The sequence below is a fragment of the Frigoribacterium sp. PhB116 genome (assembly GCF_004364285.1).
Taxonomy (GTDB): Bacteria; Actinomycetota; Actinomycetes; order Actinomycetales; family Microbacteriaceae; genus Frigoribacterium.
In genome coordinates this window covers 558,729-576,464 of sequence record NZ_SOBE01000002.1, presented here as the reverse complement: position 1 = coordinate 576,464, position 17,736 = coordinate 558,729, and the positions used below count along the sequence as shown (strand labels likewise).

Here is a 17,736-nt window from a genome sequence, read left to right as displayed (position 1 = left end):
CTGCAGGCGAAGGCGCCTAGTCGTCCCGAGCCTGCGAGCGGGCCTGCTCGGCGAGGTCGCGATCGAGCTCCTCGACGCCCGTGACGGGCAGGCGGCAGACGAAGTCGTGACAGAGGTACGCGGTGGCGTGCCCCCGCACGGCGGTGCGCCCCGCGAAGAGCTCGAAGCCGGCGTCGGCCAGCGCGACCGCGGAGTCCTCGTCGACCACGCCGACGAGCACGCCGGGGCCGAGGGTCCGCCGAGCTCTCGCGCCGAGGTCGGCCACGACCGACTGCACCTCGGTCGCCGCAGGCGCAGCCGCAGCCGCAGCCGAGAGCTCGTCCTCGACCAGAGCTTCCGCGATCGACGGCTCCACGACGAGCAGCTGCGTCGACGGCGCCGCGAGCTCGGCGAGCAGGGAGAACGTCGTGCCGTACGCGACGGGCGAGTCGAGGGCCGCGTCGGCGACCGGCCCGACGGCTCGCTCGGCGGCCCGACGCCACCGCGCGTCTCCTGTGAGCCGGTGCAGCGTGAGCGCGGCGGCGGCCGCCGCCGCGACCCCGGACGGGTAGGCGCCCTCGGACGGGTCCGCCGCGAGGGCCGTCCCCTGCGCCCGCAGCACGGGATCCGGCCCGGCCGGCGCCGCGAAGGGCGCAGCCGTCTCGTCGTCCGTCAGGCACGACTCCAGCAGCGACCGCGCGGCCACCGCGTACCGGGGCAGGCCGGTCGCCAGCGTCAGCTGGAGCAGTCCCTCGGCGAACATGCCGTGGTCCTCGAGCGTGGCCACCGCCTCCGACACCCCGGTCGACGAGGAGGCGCGCAGCAGCCGCCCGTCGGAGGTCACGTGCTCGTCGAGCAGCACGTCCGCGGCCCCACGTGCGGCCGCCACCCAGTCCGGGCGGTCGTGTCGAGCCCCGGCCTCGGCGAGCGCCGCGATCGCCAGGCCGTTCCAGCCCGTCAGCACCTTGTCGTCGACGGGCGGCGCCTCGTGCCGAGCGCGCTCGGCGGCGTCCAGTGCGTAGAACCCGCCCTCCACACGGCGTCCGTCGATCGTGCTCTCCGAGTCCTGCGCCGAGCCGAAGGCGCCGCGCGGCGTCCGGAGGCGCGTGAGCAAGAACCCCGCGATGCCCGCCGCGACCTCGAGCGGTGCGAGCCCGGTCACCGGGACGGGGGCACCGCCTCCTTCGCCCTCGCCCGAACGGGGACGCGCAGGCTCAGCGCGCACGTCCGGCTCGAGCAGGGCCAGCCGCGAGTACGCGGTGAGCAGCAGCGCGTTGTCGTAGAGCATCCGCTCGAAGTGCGGGTCGCCCCAGTCGCGCCGTGTCGAGTAGCGGAAGAAGCCGCCCTCGACCGGGTCGCGCAGCGGGGACGACGCCATGCGCCGCAGGGTCCGGGAGGCGAGGGCGAGCGCGGCGCGGTCTCCCCCGGCCCCGAGCCCGAGCAGTGCCAGCTGGGCCGGCGCGACGGGGAACTTGGGCGCACCTCCGAAGCCGCCGTGCTCGACGTCCTCGGCGGCGGCGACGCGGGCGGCCGCGTGCGACAGTGCCGAGGCCGCGGGCAGCTCGACCGAGCCGGTCGCAGGAGGCATGGGCTGGGCCGCGAGCGCCGCCGCCACTCCGCGGGCGGTCGCGTCCACCTCGCCGCGTCGGCTCGTCCACGCCTCGGTGACGGCGTCGAGCACCTGCCGGAACGCCGGGTGGTCCTGGACCGGCTGCGGCGGGAAGTACGTGCCGGCGAAGAACGCCTGGCCGGCAAGCGTCGTGAAGACGGTGAGCGGCCAGCCGAGCTGGGGGGTAAAGGCCGAGGCGGCGGCCAGGTAGCTGGAGTCGACGTCGGGGTGCTCCTCGCGGTCGACCTTGATCGCGACGAACCGCTCGTTCAGGTGCGCCGCGAGCTCGGGGTCGCTGAAGCTCTCACGGGCCATGACGTGGCACCAGTGACAGGTCGAGTAGCCGATCGAGACGAGCACGGGGACGTCGCGCCGGGCTGCCTCGGCGAAGGCCTCCGGGCACCACGGCCACCAGTCGACGGGGTTGTCGGCGTGCGAGCGCAGGTAGGGGCTGACGGCGTCGGCGAGTCGGTTCGTCATGCCTCCACGCTAGGCGCGTGCCGGCCGTGCGGCGCGGGCCCGTCTTCCTCCACGATGAACGGTGTTCCGAACCATGAACCGCGATAAAACGCGGTTCATGGTTCGGAACGCGGTTCGCCGGAGCAGCCGCAGCCGCAGCAGCAGCAGCAGCGTGCGGCGGTAGCAGCAGCGTGCGGCCGTAGCGGCAGCGGCCGCGTGCGGCGGCAGCGGCCGCGTGCGGCTTGCGGCGTGCTGCTACGCGCGCGACGGCACGTCGCGCAGCGCCGGGCCGTCGTAGTGCGACAGCGGCCGGATCAGCGAGTTCGCCTCGCGCTGCTCGATCACGTGGGCACTCCAGCCGAGCACCCGCGACGCGACGAAGAGCGGCGTGAACACCGCCGTGTCGAAGCCCATCAGGTGGTACGCGAAGCCCGACGGCCAGTCGACGTTCGGCTTCAGCCCCTTGCGCTCGAGCACGCCCGCGGCCAGCGCGTCGTAGACGGCGGCGAGCTGGTCGACCCGGGAGTCGCCGGAGGCGCGGGCCCGGTCGACGAGGCCGGCCAGCGCCTCCTCCATGGTCGGCACGCGGCTGTCGCCGTTCTTGTAGACGCGGTGCCCGAAGCCCATGATCTTCTCGCGGCGCGAGAAGGCGCCGTCGAGCCAGGCGGCGGCGCCGTCGGCACCGCCCTCGTCGGCGACCCGGACGAGCAGCTCGAGAGCGGCCTCGTTGGCACCGCCGTGCAGCGGGCCCTTGAGGGCGCCGACCGCGGCCACGATCGACGAGTGCAGGTCGCTCAGCGTCGACGCGACGACCCTCGCCGTGAAGGTCGACGCGTTGAACGAGTGCTCGGCGTACAGCACCATCGACGTGTCGAACGCCCGCACGTCGAGGTCGTCGGCCTCGCGCCCGAACACCTGCCGGAGGAAGTCGGCGCTGTAGCCCAGGTCGTCGCGGGGCGCCACGGGAGGCAGGTCGCGCCTCCTGCGCTGGTCGTAGGCGATGACCGCGGGCAGGGCGCCGAACAGCCGCGTCGCGAGGCGCCGGGTGTCGGCGGGGTCGTGCTCGCCCGGGGCGCTGCTCGGCTCGGGCTCCGCGGCGCCGAGGGCGCTGATGGCCGTGCGGACGACGTCCATCGGGTGCGCCGACGTGGGGATCAGGTCGATGACGTGCTGCAGCCCCGGCGCGAGCGGACGCGCCGCCCGCAGCTCGGCGTCGAACACGGACCGCTGCTCGGGCGTCGGCAGCTCGCCGTGCAGCAGGAGGTACGCGACGTCCTCGATCTCGCACGAGGCGGCGAGCTGCTGCACCGGGTAGCCGCGGTAGAGCAGGGAGTTGCTGGCCGCGTCGACCGACGAGACCGCGGTCCGGTCGACGACGACGCCGGCCAGCCCCTTGTGCAGCTCGGGCGCGGGAGGTGCGGTGAGGGTGTCGCTCATGGTCACTCCTTCGTGAGGTGAGGCGAGGTGCGCCGGCGGCGGTGCCGGCAGGTGGTGCGGGTCGTGCTGCGGCTCAGCGCTCGACCGTGAAGTCGAAAACGCCGCCGTCGAAGGCAGAGTAGCCCTCGTAGTCGACGAGGTCGTAGAGGTCGGCGCGGTGCTGCATGCGGTCGAGGAGGGGCACCTGGGTGCCGGTCGCGGCGAGCTCGTCGAGCCCGCGCCCGGCCTCGCCCATCGCGAGGCGCAGCAGCGTCACCGGCCAGATGACCATCCGCACCCCCGCGCTCCGCAGCTGCTCGGTCGTGTGCAGCTCGCCCTTGCCGAACTCGGTCATGTTCGCGAGGACCGGCACGTCGACCGCCTCGGCCACGGCCTCGAACTCGGCCAGGCCGGTCAGCGCCTCCGGGAAGATCGCGTCGGCGCCCGCGTCCACGAGCGCCTTCGCCCGGTCGACCGCGACGTCGAAGCCCTCGACCGCGCGGACGTCGGTGCGGGCCATCACGAGGAAGTCGGGGTCGCGGCGGCCCTCGACGGCGGCGCGGACCCGCTTGACGGCCGTGTCGAGGCCGACGACCTGCTTGCCGTCGAGGTGGCCGCAGCGCTTGGGGTTCACCTGGTCCTCGACGTGCAGGCCGGCGAGCCCGGCGTCCTCCATCGTCTGCACGGTGCGGGCGACGTTCATCGGCTCGCCGAAGCCCGTGTCGGCGTCGACGAGCGTCGGCAGGTCGGTCATCCGCGCGATCTGGCCGGCCCGGGTCGCGACCTCGGTCAGCGTCGTGAGGCCGATGTCGGGCAGCCCCAGGTCGGCCGCGACGACCGCGCCCGAGACGTAGACGCCCTCGAAGCCCTTCCGCTCGATCAGCCGCGCGCTGAGCGGGTTGAACGCGCCGGGCAGGCGCACGAGCCGGTCACCGGCGAGCGCCTCGCGGAGCCGGCGCCGCTTCTCGGCCGGCGTCGTCGTCGAGTACAGCATCAGAACAGCCCGTCGGGCGAGGCCGCGTCGGCCTGGTCGAGCGAGCCCGCCGGGGGCGTGAGCGTCAGCCCGGCGAGCTCGTGCGGCTCGAGCGTGCGGAGGCGCGTCGCCAGCCCCAGGAACCGCTCCACCTCCTCCTGCGCCAGCACCCCCTCGGCCAGCGTGCGGAACTTCCGCACGTAGTCCTCGCGGGCGAACGGCCGCGCACCGAGCGGGTGCGCGTCGGCCACGGCGATCTCGTCGACGAGACGCGAGCCGTCGGTGAACTCGACCTCGATGCGCCCGCCGAACGCCTTCTCGGCCGGGTCGGCGGAGTGGTAGCGCCGGGTCCACTCGGCGTCCTCGGCGGTCGTGATCCGCCTCCAGAGCTCGACCGTGTCGGAGCGCTGCGCGCGCTCGGGCGCGTAGCTGCGCTCGTGGTGCCATTCGCCGTCCTGCAGGGCGACGGCGACGATGTAGGGGATCGAGTGGTCGAGCGTCTCGCGGCTGGCGGTCGGGTCGTACTTCTGGGGGTCGCCGGCGCCCGAGCCGATCACCACGTGCGTGTGGTGGCTGGTGTGCAGGACGATGCTCCGCACCGCGGCCGGGTCGCGCAGCTCGGGTCGTTCGCGGCCGAGACGGCGGGCGAGGTCGATCCAGGCCTGGGCCTGGTACTCGGCGCTGTGCTCCTTCGTGTAGCTGTCGAGGATCGCCCGCTTCGCCTCGCCGGGGCCGGGCAGCGGCACGGAGTAGCGCGCGTCGGGGCCGTCGAGCAGGCGGGCGACCACGCCGTCCTCCCCCTCCCAGATCGGGCTCGGGCTGGTCTGGCCGCGCAGCGCCCGGTCGATCGCCTCGATCGCCTGCTTGCCGGCGAAGGCGGGCGCGTAGGCCTTCCAGGTCGAGATGAGGCCCTTGCGCGACTGCCGCGTGGCCGTGGTCGTGTGCAGCGCCTGGGCGATCGCCTGTGCGGCGCGCTCGACGTCGAGGCCGAGCAGCGCCGCGATGCCGCCAGCCGCGCTCGGGCCGAGGTGCGCCACGTGGTCGATCTTGTGCGCGTGCAGGCTGATCGCGCGGGCGAGGTCGATCTGCAGCTCGTAGCCGGCCGCGATGCCGCGGACCAGCTGCTCGCCGTCGGCGCCGACGTGCTGCGCGACGGCGAGCACGGGCGGGATGTTGTCGCCGGGGTGCGAGTACTCGGCGGCGAGGAACGTGTCGTGGTAGTCGAGCTCGCGCACGGCGACGCCGTTCGCCCAGGCCGCCCACTCGGGCTGGACGCGCAGCTCGGGGTCGAGGCCGAAGACGGTCGAGCCGGCGCGCGGGCTGCGGGCGTCCGAGCTGGCGATGCCGGCCGGGCCCGCGGCGTGCAGGGTGCTCTCCGGGCGGTCGGCCGTGTCGGCGCGGCTGTCGCCGTGTCCGCTGCCGCCGTGTCCGCTGTCTCCCCGTCCGGCCCCGGCGTGCCGGGCGCGGTGCTGCAGCCGCGCGGCGGCCTGCGCCCGGGCCGCGACGACGGGCGCCCGGCCGAGGCTCGCGACGGCGACGGCCGCGTTGTCGATGACACGGTTGACCACCATCTCGGCCACGTCGTCGTCGACCGCCACGGGATCGACCGCGACCGAGGCCAGCCGGTGGGCCAGCTCGTCGTGCCGCGCGAGCGGGTCGTCGGAACGGTGGACGTGCACGTCGATGAGCATCACCCGACCCACCCTAGGCGTCGGAGCCGACCGACCGTCGAGGGGCATCGGGCTCCGGCGGCGTCGGCGGCATCGGCGGCGTCGGCCGTGACGTCACGACGGCCGCGACGCCGGCGAGGACGAACGCGAGGCCGAGCCACCCCGGCGGGGCCAGCCGCTCCCCCACGACGAGCACCGCGAGCAGCGTCGCGACGACGGGCTCGAGCAGCGTGACCGTCGTGGCCCGCGAGCTGGACACGGTGCGGAGCCCCGCCCCGAACAGCAGGTACGCGACGAACATCGGCCCGAGCGCGAGATAGAGGTGCACGCCGACCGAGCTGCCCGTCTCGACGATCGGCGCGCCCGTCAGCAGCAGCACCGGCAGCAGGACGACGGCCCCGGCGCCGAACTGCGCGGCCATCGAGCCGCGCGAGCTGTGCCCGAGATCGAGGAGGCGGCCCGCCGTGTACGTGTAGGTCGCGTACGCGAGACCGGCGAGCAGGCCGAGCGCGACCCCGGCCAGGAACGTCGACGTCGGCTGCAGGCCGGCGGCCGCAGCCTGACCGGGACCGGCGACGAAGCCGAAGTCGACGTCGCGGGGCTGCTCGTCGTGCCCGAACGCCGCGAGCAGTGCGACCCCGACGACGGCCGCGCCGGCCGAGGCCGCCCAGCGCCGGTCGAGCCGTCGCCGACGCACGGCCGGGTCGAGCAGCCGCTCGAGCAGCGCCGCGAAGAGAGGTGCCGTCCCGAGCGAGACCACGTTGCCGACGGCGACCCCGGCCAGCGACATCGACGAGTAGAACGCGAGCGGGTACGCGACGACCGCGAGCGCTCCCGGGACGATCCAGCGCCAGGAGGCACCGCCTCCTCGGAACACCGCCGCGGCCTGCTTCGGTGCGGTCAGCGCGAGGAGCAGGCCGCCGACGCACATCGTCGCCGCACCCGTCGCGAGCGGGCTGACCGACGCGGGCAGCAGGCTCGCCGCCGTGCCGGTGGTGCCCCAGAGCAGTGCCGCGAGCACGATGCCGATCACGCGCCGATCGTACCGACCCCGCCGAGGGCCTCGGACGGGACGTGCCGGGGGCGCGAGCGGTCAGGACGGCGTGACGGCCGCCTCCTGCGCCCCGAACCGCGCGACGAGGTCGCGCTTCAGCACCTTGCCGCTCGGGCCGAGGGGCAGGGCGTCGACGACGTGCACCACGCGGGGGAACTTGTACGCGGCGATCTCGTCCGAGACGAAGGCGACCAGCTCCTCGGGCGCGACGGTCGCGCCCGCGCGCAGCACGACGGCCGCCTCGATCTCCTGCCCGTGCGTCTCGTGCGGCACGCCGAAGACCGCGGCCATGGTCACGTCGGGGTGCTGGGCGAGCACCTCCTCGACCTGGCGCGGGTACACGTTGTAGCCGTTGCGGATGATCATGTCCTTGGTCCGGTCGACGACGGTGAGGTAGTCGTCGTCGTCCTTGGTCCCGAGGTCGCCGGTGCGGAACCAGCCGTCGACGATCGCCTTCGCCGTGTCCTCGGGCCGGTCGAGGTAGCCGTTCATCAGGTTGTGGCCGCGGACGACGATCTCGCCGATCTCGCCGTGCGGCAGCAGGACGATCCTGTCCTCGACCGACGAGTCGGCGACCTCGACGTCGACGCCCCAGATCGGGGTGCCGATGGTGCCGGGCCGCGGGGGCCGTCCCACGTGGTTGAACGTCGCCACCGGCGACGTCTCGGTCAGCCCGTAGCCCTCGTGCACCGGGGCGCCGTAGACCTGCTCGAACTTCGCCAGGACCGCCAGCGGCAGGGAGGCGCCGCCCGAGATCGCGTACCGGAGCGGCGGTCGCGCCTCCGACCGCGTCGCGGCGTCGAGCAGGGCCATGTACATCGTCGGCACGCCCATGAACACCTCGCAGCCGTGCTCGACCATGGCCGCGAGCGCCGCGTCGCCGTCGAACTTCGGCAGCATGACGATCGTCGCGCCGGCCCGGAACCCGGTGTTCATCGTGCAGGTCTGCCCGAAGGTGTGGAACAGGGGCAGGGCGCCGAGCAGCACGTCGCCCCGGCGCATGTCGAAAGTGCTCATCAGGTTCGTGTCGACCTGCTGCAGCAGCGCGAAGTGCGAGCCCTCGGCGCCCTTCGGCTGGCCGGTGGTGCCGCTCGTGTAGAGGATCGTCGCCGTGTCGAACGGGTGCCGCGGCACGTAGGTCGTCAGCGGCTCGGCCTCGGCGGCGAGCGACTCGAGGCGGTCGGGCGCCGGGGGCACGACGGCCGTGCCGGCGTCGGTCGCCGGAGGCGCGAGCACCGTCACGACGTCCACTCCCGCCAGCTGGGCCCCGGCCGCGCCCTCGGGCAGCAGCGGAGCCGCACAGACGAGCAGCGACGACCCGCTGTCGCCCAGCACGTACTCGATCTCGTGGCGCTTGAGCAGCGCGTGCACGGGCACGACCACCGCCCCCAGCGCGAGGGTCGCGTAGTAGACGCGGGCGAAGTCGGCGACGTTCGGGACGAGCATCGCGACCCGGTCGCCCTCGCCGACGCCGCGGGCTCGGAGCGCGCCGGCGTAGGCGAGCGACTGCTGCCAGAGCTCGCGGTAGGTGGTGCGCTGCGGGCCGACGACGACCGCGACGTCGTCGGGGTACCGGGCAGCCGCCTCGCTGAGGATCGCGGCGACCGAGGCCGTCGCGTAGCCGGTCGGGGTGGAAGGGCCGGTGGCTGGTGCGTTCGTGGCTGTGGCGTTCGAGGTCATGCCGGTGTGCTCCGTCTCCGTTGACGAGTGGTGATCCTGGTCGGATCATACGGCGCACCGCCGGGAGCCAGGCGGGGAGCCCGGTCGGGCTGCCCGCACACCTGCGCACCTCGCCGCTACCGCACCCCGCTGCGCACGAAGCCCTGCACGAAGAACCGCTGGAACGCCAGGAAGAGCGCCACCATCGGCAGCACCGAGATGACGGCGAGCGCCATGATGCCGTTGTAGTCGGGGTTGGTCTGGCCCAGCTCGGGGTCGACGCCGGGGGCCTGGCCCGCGCCGACGAAGCGGGCGTCGAGGTCGCGGAGGCGCACGCGGGCCCGGCGGCCGGTCCGCTTGACGCCCTGCCGCAGCGGGGCGACGGACGCGGGAGGCGGCTGGTCGTGCACCCGACGGACGACGGCACCGAGCTCGGCCCACTGGTCGAGGTCGAGGCCCCGGCCCTCTTCGGCGGCGTCGTCGCCGAGGATCCAGGGAGAGACCGAGACGAGCAGGCCGTCGCACTCGGCCCAGTGGTCGCCCGTCCGGGTGGGGAGCGGGGCGACGACGCCGGAGTCGGGACCGAGGGCGGCGGCGAGCGCGAGGCCGAACCGGCAGTCGCGCCGGGTCGCCTTCACGGCCCACTCGTCGCCGGAGCGGTCGCGGACCTGCCAGACGGCGGCGTCCGGGTCGAGCCCGCCGACGATCAGCAGCTCGTCGACGACGTCGAGCCCCCACGCGCCGAGGGACGGCGGCGCCACGGGAGGCAGGGGGGACGGCTGCGACGACGGTGACGGGAGCGTCGGGTGAACGGCTGACACCGGCTCATCATCGTCCCGACCGCGGACATCGGCCCGCGCCTGACGCAGAACACTCGGCCCCGGGCCACACGGCCGGCACCGGGACGGGACGCCGCTGCTCCGAGCCGGGCCGTCGGCCCGCGAGAGGAGGGGACTCTCTGCTGAGCCTGATCCGTCACGAGACGGAACCGCCCCTTCCCCCTGATCTCGGCCGCTCGCGGCCTGATCCGTCACGAAACGGAACGCAGCCTGATCCGCGACGGAACGGAACCCGGACAGGGCGGCGTCAGTCGAGGTCGCTGCTGCCGTCGGCGTCGTCGCTCCAGTGGCTCCGACCGACGCCGCGGGCACTGAGGTCGAGTCCGTTGCGTCCCCGCCTGGCATCCCGCAGCGGCGGCACCGGATCGCCCGGCTCCCTGAGGACGACGTCGCCCGACCGGATCCGTCGAGCAATCACTGCAGGACCGGCGCCCAGCTCTCGGGACGACGCGCCCTCGTCCCAGGCGTGTCGCAGCTCGTCGAGCCCTGCCGTGACGAGGTCGAGCCAGTCGTCGCGCAGGTGGTACCAGCGCCGGGGACCGTCCTGCTCGACGACGACGAAGCCCGACTCGAGCAGCACCCCGAGGTGCTGGGACACGCTCGACCACCCCACGGCGCGTCGCTCGTGGAGGATGCTCGCGAGGTCGCCTGACGTCTGCCGGCCGATCGCGAGCACCTCCACCAGTTCCCGCCTCGTCACGTCGCCGAGCACTTCGAACGGGTGCATCGCCCGCGCTCCGGCAGAGCGACGACCCGGGCGTCCACGACGCGCCGTGGGCGACGCACCGCGTTCGTCCTGCTCCTTGCCGGGCGGCCCGTCGTCGCGACGACGGGCCGCATCGGCGTCGAGAGTAGGACGGTTCACGTCGTCCATAGTCGCTCCGTCTCGTGACGGATCAGCACTCGCGGCACCTCGCCCCGCGGCATGGTCGCTCCGTCTCGTGACGGATCAGCACTCGCGGCACCTCGATCCGCGGCGTGGTCTCTCCGTTCCGTGACGGAACAGCCAGAGCGCGTTCACACCCCCACAGCCGAGAGTCCGCAGGCCGCCGCGGCAGCACACCGAAGCGAGAGTCCGCAGGCCGCCGCGGCAGCACACCGAAGAAGGGCACGCCTTCCCTCACCCGGCGGCGAAGGGCGAGCCCGGCTGGCCGAGCGTCCCCTCGGCGACTCGACGCGCGTGGCGGCGTCCTGCCTCGGACGCGCGGAACTCGTCGACGCCCCGGAGGCCCGAACGTCGGCCGTCGCGGGCGGCCCACGCGGTCTCGAGAGCATCGACGAGGTCCTGTTCCTGCTGCACGTCCCCGGCCTCGCGGACCTCGGCCACCGCCTCCGCCAGGGCGTCGAGCAGCTCGCACGACCGCCGCTCGGCGACGGACAGGACGGTCTCGGCCCCGGCGGCCGAGCCGGGCGGCGGCTCGCTGGCCTCCACGAAGCCCGACGCGACCAACAGCGCGACGCGAGAGGCGACGAACGCGGGGCCGCCCGCCGAGGGCCCGAGCCGTCGCGACGCCTCGGCGACGAGCTGCGAGGCCGCCCGCGCGCCGTGCTCGAGCACGTCGAGCACGCAGACGCAGAGCGGGTCGGTCATGACGGCGAGCGGGGAGGCCTGGCCGAGGGAGGCGGCGGACGAGGAAGCGGCGGAGGGCGAGGCTGCGAGCAGACGGTTCGTGGGGGGCATGGGAGCGAGGTTGCCCTGCCTGCCGACCCGCGCCTCCTCGTCCCGACCGGGGACGGGGACGGCGCCCCGCACGGGCGTCCCTGGGGAGGGACCACTGCAGGGAGCGCTCCCCCGCCGGTGCGGCTTACGATGGAGGGCTCATGTCGCCCACCATCACCTATCCCCCCGAGCTGCCGGTCAGCCAGAGACGCGACGACATCGCCGCCGCGATCCGCGACAACCAGGTCGTCATCGTCGCAGGCTCCACGGGCTCGGGCAAGACGACGCAGCTGCCGAAGATCTGCCTCGAGCTCGGCCGCACGAGCATCGGGCACACCCAGCCGCGCCGCATCGCCGCACGGACGATCAGCGAGCGCATCGCGGAGGAGCTCGGCGAGGAGGTCGGCGGGCTCGTCGGCTACCAGGTGCGGTTCACCGACAAGGTCGGCGCCGACACGCAGATCAAGCTGATGACCGACGGCATCCTGCTGAACGAGATCCACTTCGACCGCGAGCTGAAGCGGTACGACACGATCATCATCGACGAGGCGCACGAGCGCAGCCTCACCATCGACTTCCTGCTCGGGTACCTCAAGCAGCTGCTGCCGCGGCGTCCCGACCTCAAGCTGATCATCACGAGCGCGACCATCGACCCCGAGTCGTTCTCGCAGCACTTCGACGGTGCGCCCATCGTCGAGGTCTCGGGCCGCACCTACCCGGTCGAGATCCGCTACCGGCCCCTCGTCGCCGACGACACCACGGCCGACGACGACCGCGACGTCGACGACCTGGACGAGCTCGACGAGGCACCCGCGCTCTCGCGGCCGAACGCACGACGCGACGACTCCCGACGCGACGACGGGCGCCGCCGCGGCGAGCCCGGCCGCCCCGGCGCCGCCGCCCGGCGAGCCAAGGAGGCGCGGGCCGGCGACCCGAGGCAGCGCGCCGACGACAAGGACTACCTGCAGGGCATCAACGAGGCCCTCGACGAGCTGGCCCGGGAGAGCTCGGGCGACGTGCTCGTGTTCCTCAGCGGCGAGAACGAGATCCGCGACGCCGAGGACGCGATCCGGGCCCGGAACCTGCCGCAGACCGAGGTGCTGCCGCTCTACGGCCGCCTCAGCGCGGCCGACCAGCACCGCGTCTTCCAGCCGAGCAGCACGGCAGGGACCAGGCGCCGCATCGTCCTGGCGACGAACGTCGCCGAGACGAGCCTGACCGTGCCCGGCATCAAGTACGTGATCGACGCCGGCACGGCACGGATCAGCCGCTACTCGACCCGCGCGAAGGTGCAGCGCCTGCCCATCGAGGCGATCTCGCAGGCGAGCGCGAACCAGCGCTCCGGTCGCTCCGGCCGCACGAGCGACGGCATCGCGATCCGGCTCTACAGCGAGACCGACTTCGAGAAGCGCGACGAATTCACCGAGCCCGAGATCCTCCGCACGAACCTCGCCGCCGTCATCCTGCAGATGATCTCGCTGGGCCTCGGCGACATCGCGGCGTTCCCGTTCCTCCAGCCGCCCGACGGCCGCGGCATCAAGGACGGCCTCGACCTGCTTCGCGAGCTCGGCGCCGTCACCCAGGGCGGCCAGATCACCCGCGTCGGCAAGCAGCTGACGCGCCTGCCGATCGACCCCCGCCTGGCCCGTATGGCCGTCGAGTCGAAGGTGCACGGCACCACCCGCGAGGTGCTCGCGATCGTCGCGGCGCTCAGCATCCAAGATCCGCGCGAGCGCCCCCTCGAGCGGCGCGCCCAGGCCGACGAGGCGCACGCGCGCTTCAAGGACCCGCAGGGCGACTTCATGACGCTCCTCAACCTCTGGAACCACCTGGAGGAGAAGAAGGAGGAGCTCACCGGCAACGCGTTCAAGCGCCTCTGCCGTGAGGAGTACCTCAACTACCTGCGCGTGCGCGAGTGGCAGGACGTCTACCGGCAGCTGCTGCGGGCGGCGAAGCCCCTCGGGCTGCACGTCGGCGAGCGCAGCACGAACCCCGACGGGGTGCACCGCAGCCTGCTCGCCGGCCTGCTCAGCCAGATCGGGCTGCTCGACCCGCAGAAGAAGGACTACGTCGGCGCCCGCCAGACGCGGTTCCTCGTGTTCCCCGGCAGCTCGCTCGCCAAGAAGCAGCCCGCCGCGATCATGAGCGCCGAGCTCGTCGAGACGAGCCGCCTCTTCGCGCGCGTCAACGGCGCCATCGACCCGGCCTGGGCCGAGCCGCTCGCCCCCGACCTCGTGAAGCGCAGCTACGGCGAGCCGCACTGGGAGAAGAAGCAGGGCTCCGTGGTCGCCTACGAGCGCGTGACGCTCTACGGCGTCCCGATCGTGCCGCGGAGGCGCATCCAGTTCTCGCGGATCGACCCCGGCTACGCCCGCGAGCTCTTCATCCGGCACGCCCTCGTCGAGGGCGACTGGGAGAGCCGGCAGTCGTTCGAGAAGGCCAACCAGCAGCTGATCCGCGAGCTCACCGAGGTGGAGGAGCGCACCCGTCGCCGCGACATCCTCGTCGACGGCGACGCCGCGTTCGAGTTCTTCCAGCGCCGCGTGCCGGCCGAGGTCACGAGCACCCGCGACTTCGAGGGCTGGTGGCGCAAGGCCAAGCAGGAGACCCCCGACCTCCTGACGATGACCGCCGCCGACCTGCTCGGCGACGACGAGCCCGACGTCGACGAGGCCGGGTTCCCGAGCACGTGGCGGCAGGGCGACCAGACGCTGACCCTGCGCTACAAGTTCGAGCCGGGAGCCGACGACGACGGCGTGACTGTGGTCGTGCCCCTGCCGCTGCTGGCGCGCCTCCGTCCGGCCGGGTTCGACTGGCAGGTGCCGGGCCTCCGCGACGAGCTCGTGACGTCCCTGATCAAGTCGCTGCCGAAGCAGATCCGCAAGAACGTCGTGCCCGCCGCCGACTGGGCGTCGAAGATCACCGCCGAGCTGCCGGCCGAGCCGCCGCACGACGTCGCCGAGTCGTTCACCGCGACCCTCGCCTCCGTGATCAAGAAGCTGACGTACACGCCCGTCGACGCCGCCGACTTCGACCTGGAGCGCGTGCCCGCGCACCTGCGCGTGACGTGGGCGGTCGTCGACGAGCGCGGCCGCACGGTCGGCGCGGGCAAGTCGCTCGACGAGCTGCAGCACCGGCTCAGCGACGACATGCGCGAGAGCGTCGCGCGGGTCACCCAGGGGCAGGGCGCAGGAGGCGCGGGTCGCGGACGACGAGGACGCGGCGGCCCCGAGGGCGGTCGCCCCGACGCCGCGACCGACGCCCCCGCGAACGCCATCGAGCGCGGCGGCCTCACCTCGTGGGACTTCGACGAGCTGCCGACCGTCGTCGACACGCGGCACGGCGACACCGTGATCCGGGCGTACCCGGCGCTGGTCGACGAGGGCGCCTCCGTGGCGATCCGCCTCATGGCGACGCCTGCCGACCAGGCGCGCGAGACGCCCCGGGGGGTGCGCCGCCTCCTCATGCTCGCCGTGCCGAGCCCGGTCGCCTACGTGCAGCAGCACCTCACCGCGCCCGAGAAGCTGATCCTCGCGACGAGCCCGTACCAGAACACGTCCGCCCTCTTCGCGGACTGCCTCGTCGCGGTCGTCGACGACGTGCTGCACCGGGTGAAGCCCGACGGGCAGCTGTACACGAAGAAGGAGTTCCTCACCGTGCGCGACCGGGTGTCGGGCGCCGTGATGGACCAGATGTTCCAGACGGTGTCGCTCGTGGCCCGCACGTTGACTGCCGCCCGCGATGCGGACAAGGCGATGAAGGCGGCGACGAACATGTCGCTGCTCACGGCGCTCACCGACATGCGGCAGCAGCGCGACCGGCTGGTGTACCCGGGCTTCGTCTCGGCCACCGGCCTGCAGCAGCTGCAGCGCGTGCCCGTCTACCTCGTCGGCATCACCCGCCGCACGGCGAAGCTGCTCGAGGCGCCGTCGCGCGACCGGGCGTGGCTGACCGAGGTGCAGCAGGCGACGGAGCGGTACGAGGCGGCGGGCGGGGCGTTCCCGCCGGCCGAGGGGGCGCCTCCCCCGCTCGTGCGTGCCCGCTGGATGCTCGAGGAGTTCCGCCTCAGCCTGTTCGCACAGGACCTGCGGCCCAGCGAGAGCGTGTCGCTGCAGCGCATCGCGAAGGTGCTCGCCTCGGCGTAGCCGCCGGCCGCCGCGACCGGTCGCGTCCCACGTGCGGCGCGGCGCTAGCCTGGACGGATGCGAGCGACGGTCAAGGACGTGGCCGCCCGGGCGGGCGTCTCTCCGAAGACGGTCTCGAACGTCGTGACGGGGGCGGTCCGGGTCAGCGCCGAGACGAGGGCGCGAGTCGAGGAGGCGGTGGCCGCCCTGGCCTACGTGCCCAACCTGAGCGCCCGCGGGCTCCGCACCGGCCGCACGGGCTCCATCGCGCTCGCCTTCCCCGACCTCACGACGCCCTACAGCGCCGAGATGTCGCACTGGTTCGTCGAGGTCGCGCACGAGCGCGGCTGGTCGGTGCAGCTCGAGCAGACCGGAATGCGCCCCGAGCGCGAGCGCGAGCTGCTGCTGAGGGGCAAGGAGCACCTCGTCGACGGTCTCGTGCTCAACCCAGTGAGCCTCGACGAGAGCGCCATCGTCGGCGCGGAGTCGCTGCCGCCGGTCGTCGTCATCGGAGAGGTCGAGCAGAGCCTCGTCGACCAGGTCAGGGTCGACAGCGTCGCGGCCGCCCGCGACATGACCCGGCACCTGATCGAGCTCGGACACCGGCGCATCGCCGTGCTCGGCAGCTCGGGCGACCGCTTCGACACCGCGACGGCCCGCGCGCGCACGCTCGGCTGGCAGCAGGCGCACGAGGCGGCCGGGCTGCCCGTCGACCCCGCGCTCCGGTGGTCGTGTCGATCGTGGTCGCCCGAGGCGGGCGCCGCTGCCGTGCGCGAGCGCCTCGCCGCCGACGGCCCGCCGGACGCGCTCTTCTGCTTCACCGACTCGCTCGCCATCGGCGCCGTGCACGCCCTCTGGGCGGCGGGCCTGCGGGTGCCGGACGACGTCTCGGTCGCGGGCTTCGACGACATCGCCGACGGACGGTTCACGCTGCCGCCGCTCACGACCGTGCGCCTCGACAAGCGGCTCTTCGCCGAGCGCACGCTCGAGCTGCTGGCGGCGCGCATCGCCGACCGCGACCGGCCGCCCGAGCTCGCGATCATCCCGCACGAGATCGTGCGGCGCGAGAGCACGGCCGCCGCGCGCTCGAGCTGACGCTCGGACTGCCCTAGTCACACCCCCTCCAAGGCACCGCACCCCCGAATTCGGGGGTGCGGTGCACCGTCCGGGGTGTGTCACGCGACCGAAGTGTCCGCGGACGGCAGGCGCGTCACTCGACGATCAGGGCCGCAGTGCCGCTGACCGTGATGCCGCCGACCACGGGGACGTCGACCACGAGCAGGCTCGGACGCCCGACGTGCCGGCCCTGCCGCACCGCGAACCGCGCAGGAGGCGCGAGCAGGCCGCCAGCCCGCAGGTACGCCCCGAGGGCGGCGGCCGCCGATCCCGTGGCCGGGTCCTCGGTGATGTCGCCGACGGGGAACAGGTTGCGAGCCTCGATCGCGGGCAGCTCGGCGTCGGCTCCGCGGGTCGCGACGACAGCGGCGAGGTCGAGGTCGAGGTCGACACCCTCCGTGCAGACGACCGTGACGGTGCCCGACCAGCCCTGCTGGTCCATCACCTCGCGCACCGCACCGGGGTCGAACTCGAACGAGTCGAACACCGCGAGCGACCGCACCGCGACGACCGGGTGCCAGTTGCCGGCGAACGCCTCGGCGAGCGGCCACGCCGGGTCGAGGTCGTCGCGGTCGAGCGCGAGCAGGCCGAGCAGCTCGTCGCCGACGGCGTCGCCCAGGGGACGTGTGCGCGGCTCGACGCTCGTGAAGGAGGCGCGCAGCTCGCTCTCTCCCCCGGCCACCGCCACCTGCGTGGTCTCGATGACGACCGGCCCGACGGCCGTCTCGAAGCGGAACAGCCCGGGGCCGCGCTCGTCGGCGAGCGCCACGGCGGTCGCGATGGTCGCGTGCCCGCAGAACGGCACCTCGGCGATCGGTGAGAAGTAGCGGGTGCGCACGACTCGGTCGTCGCCGCCGACGGCTCCGTCGACGACGAACGCGGTCTCGGCGTAGCCGACCTCGGCGGCGATCACCTGCATCTGCAGGTCGTCGAGCCTGGACGCGTCGAGCACCACACCGGCAGGGTTGCCCCCGCCCGGCCCGTCGGCGAACGCAGTCAGCCGCAGCACGTCGGTCGAGGAGGCGGTCGTCGGCACGCGGGGAACGGTCACCGCACCACTGTCCCGGCGGACGCCTCCTCCGGGCAAGGTCCACCCGGCAGTCGCTGGCCGTGCCGGGCCGATGCGCGACGACCTGCCGGCTGCCTCTTGCGCCTGGATTACAACGATGGAATAGTGC

Annotated in this window: 12 protein-coding genes; 2 read left to right on the top strand and 10 right to left on the bottom strand. The window is 73.8% G+C overall.

Annotated features, from left to right (window positions below):
• Window positions 1-16: 16 nt before the first annotated feature.
• The 9 genes from EDF20_RS09175 to EDF20_RS09130 all read right to left on the bottom strand — a co-directional run bounded on the left by EDF20_RS09175 (window position 17) and on the right by EDF20_RS09130 (window position 11,339).
• Window positions 17-2,068 carry a DUF255 domain-containing protein gene (locus tag EDF20_RS09175; protein ID WP_133738446.1) on the bottom strand — a complete coding sequence of 684 codons (2,052 nt, stop codon included), beginning with the start codon at window positions 2,066-2,068 and terminating at the stop codon, window positions 17-19.
• Window positions 2,069-2,302: 234 nt separating this feature from the next.
• Window positions 2,303-3,484, bottom strand: a complete 1,182-nt coding sequence (locus EDF20_RS09170; RefSeq protein WP_133738445.1) for a bifunctional 2-methylcitrate synthase/citrate synthase — start codon at window positions 3,482-3,484, stop codon at window positions 2,303-2,305.
• Between the two features lie 73 nt (window positions 3,485-3,557).
• Window positions 3,558-4,457 (bottom strand): methylisocitrate lyase, encoded by a 900-nt coding sequence (prpB, locus tag EDF20_RS09165; RefSeq protein ID WP_133738444.1) that lies wholly within the window; start codon window positions 4,455-4,457, stop codon window positions 3,558-3,560.
• A complete protein-coding gene (locus tag EDF20_RS09160; RefSeq protein ID WP_243833458.1) occupies window positions 4,457-6,127 on the bottom strand; it encodes an MmgE/PrpD family protein in 1,671 nt (556 codons plus the stop codon). The genes prpB and EDF20_RS09160 overlap by 1 nt, the downstream gene beginning before the upstream one ends.
• A gap of 13 nt (window positions 6,128-6,140) precedes the next feature.
• Window positions 6,141-7,139 carry an EamA family transporter gene (locus tag EDF20_RS09155; RefSeq protein ID WP_133738443.1) on the bottom strand — a complete coding sequence of 333 codons (999 nt, stop codon included), beginning with the start codon at window positions 7,137-7,139 and terminating at the stop codon, window positions 6,141-6,143.
• A 60-nt stretch (window positions 7,140-7,199) separates the two neighbouring features.
• The gene (locus EDF20_RS09150) at window positions 7,200-8,840 is read right to left on the bottom strand and encodes a long-chain fatty acid--CoA ligase (protein WP_133738442.1); all 1,641 of its coding nucleotides are present in this window, start codon (window positions 8,838-8,840) and stop codon (window positions 7,200-7,202) included.
• 116 nt (window positions 8,841-8,956) lie between these two features.
• Window positions 8,957-9,580, bottom strand: a complete 624-nt coding sequence (locus EDF20_RS15885) for a hypothetical protein (RefSeq protein ID WP_208292613.1) — start codon at window positions 9,578-9,580, stop codon at window positions 8,957-8,959.
• A 325-nt stretch (window positions 9,581-9,905) separates the two neighbouring features.
• On the bottom strand, window positions 9,906-10,523 hold the full coding sequence (locus tag EDF20_RS09135) for an ArsR family transcriptional regulator (RefSeq protein WP_166644789.1): 618 nt from the start codon (window positions 10,521-10,523) through the stop codon (window positions 9,906-9,908).
• Between the two features lie 255 nt (window positions 10,524-10,778).
• Window positions 10,779-11,339, bottom strand: a complete 561-nt coding sequence (locus EDF20_RS09130; protein WP_133738440.1) for a hypothetical protein — start codon at window positions 11,337-11,339, stop codon at window positions 10,779-10,781.
• 140 nt (window positions 11,340-11,479) lie between these two features.
• Between EDF20_RS09130 and hrpA the strand changes: the two genes are divergently transcribed.
• Together hrpA and EDF20_RS09120 are read left to right on the top strand one after the other, a co-directional pair.
• Window positions 11,480-15,463, top strand: a complete 3,984-nt coding sequence (gene hrpA / locus EDF20_RS09125; RefSeq protein ID WP_133738439.1) for an ATP-dependent RNA helicase HrpA — start codon at window positions 11,480-11,482, stop codon at window positions 15,461-15,463.
• Window positions 15,464-15,520: 57 nt separating this feature from the next.
• On the top strand, window positions 15,521-16,537 hold the full coding sequence (locus EDF20_RS09120) for a LacI family DNA-binding transcriptional regulator (protein ID WP_133738438.1): 1,017 nt from the start codon (window positions 15,521-15,523) through the stop codon (window positions 16,535-16,537).
• Between the two features lie 115 nt (window positions 16,538-16,652).
• On the opposite strand, the gene EDF20_RS09115 is transcribed toward EDF20_RS09120, so the two are convergent.
• Window positions 16,653-17,609, bottom strand: coding sequence for a PhzF family phenazine biosynthesis protein (locus EDF20_RS09115; protein WP_243833429.1), 957 nt, complete (start codon window positions 17,607-17,609; stop codon window positions 16,653-16,655).
• Between the last annotated feature and the right edge of the window lie 127 nt (window positions 17,610-17,736).

What these genes read in the sequence shown, in the direction of transcription:
- EDF20_RS09120 (WP_133738438.1), top strand. Translation starts at nt 15,521, where the DNA reads ATGCGAGCGACGGTCAAGGACGTGGCCGCCCGGGCGGGCGTCTCTCCG.
- EDF20_RS09130 (WP_133738440.1), bottom strand. Translation starts at nt 11,339, where the DNA reads ATGCCCCCCACGAACCGTCTGCTCGCAGCCTCGCCCTCCGCCGCTTCC.
- EDF20_RS09175 (WP_133738446.1), bottom strand. Translation starts at nt 2,068, where the DNA reads ATGACGAACCGACTCGCCGACGCCGTCAGCCCCTACCTGCGCTCGCAC.
- EDF20_RS09170 (WP_133738445.1), bottom strand. Translation starts at nt 3,484, where the DNA reads ATGAGCGACACCCTCACCGCACCTCCCGCGCCCGAGCTGCACAAGGGG.
- prpB (WP_133738444.1), bottom strand. Translation starts at nt 4,457, where the DNA reads ATGCTGTACTCGACGACGACGCCGGCCGAGAAGCGGCGCCGGCTCCGC.
- EDF20_RS09160 (WP_243833458.1), bottom strand. Translation starts at nt 6,127, where the DNA reads ATGCTCATCGACGTGCACGTCCACCGTTCCGACGACCCGCTCGCGCGG.
- hrpA (WP_133738439.1), top strand. Translation starts at nt 11,480, where the DNA reads ATGTCGCCCACCATCACCTATCCCCCCGAGCTGCCGGTCAGCCAGAGA.
- EDF20_RS09150 (WP_133738442.1), bottom strand. Translation starts at nt 8,840, where the DNA reads ATGACCTCGAACGCCACAGCCACGAACGCACCAGCCACCGGCCCTTCC.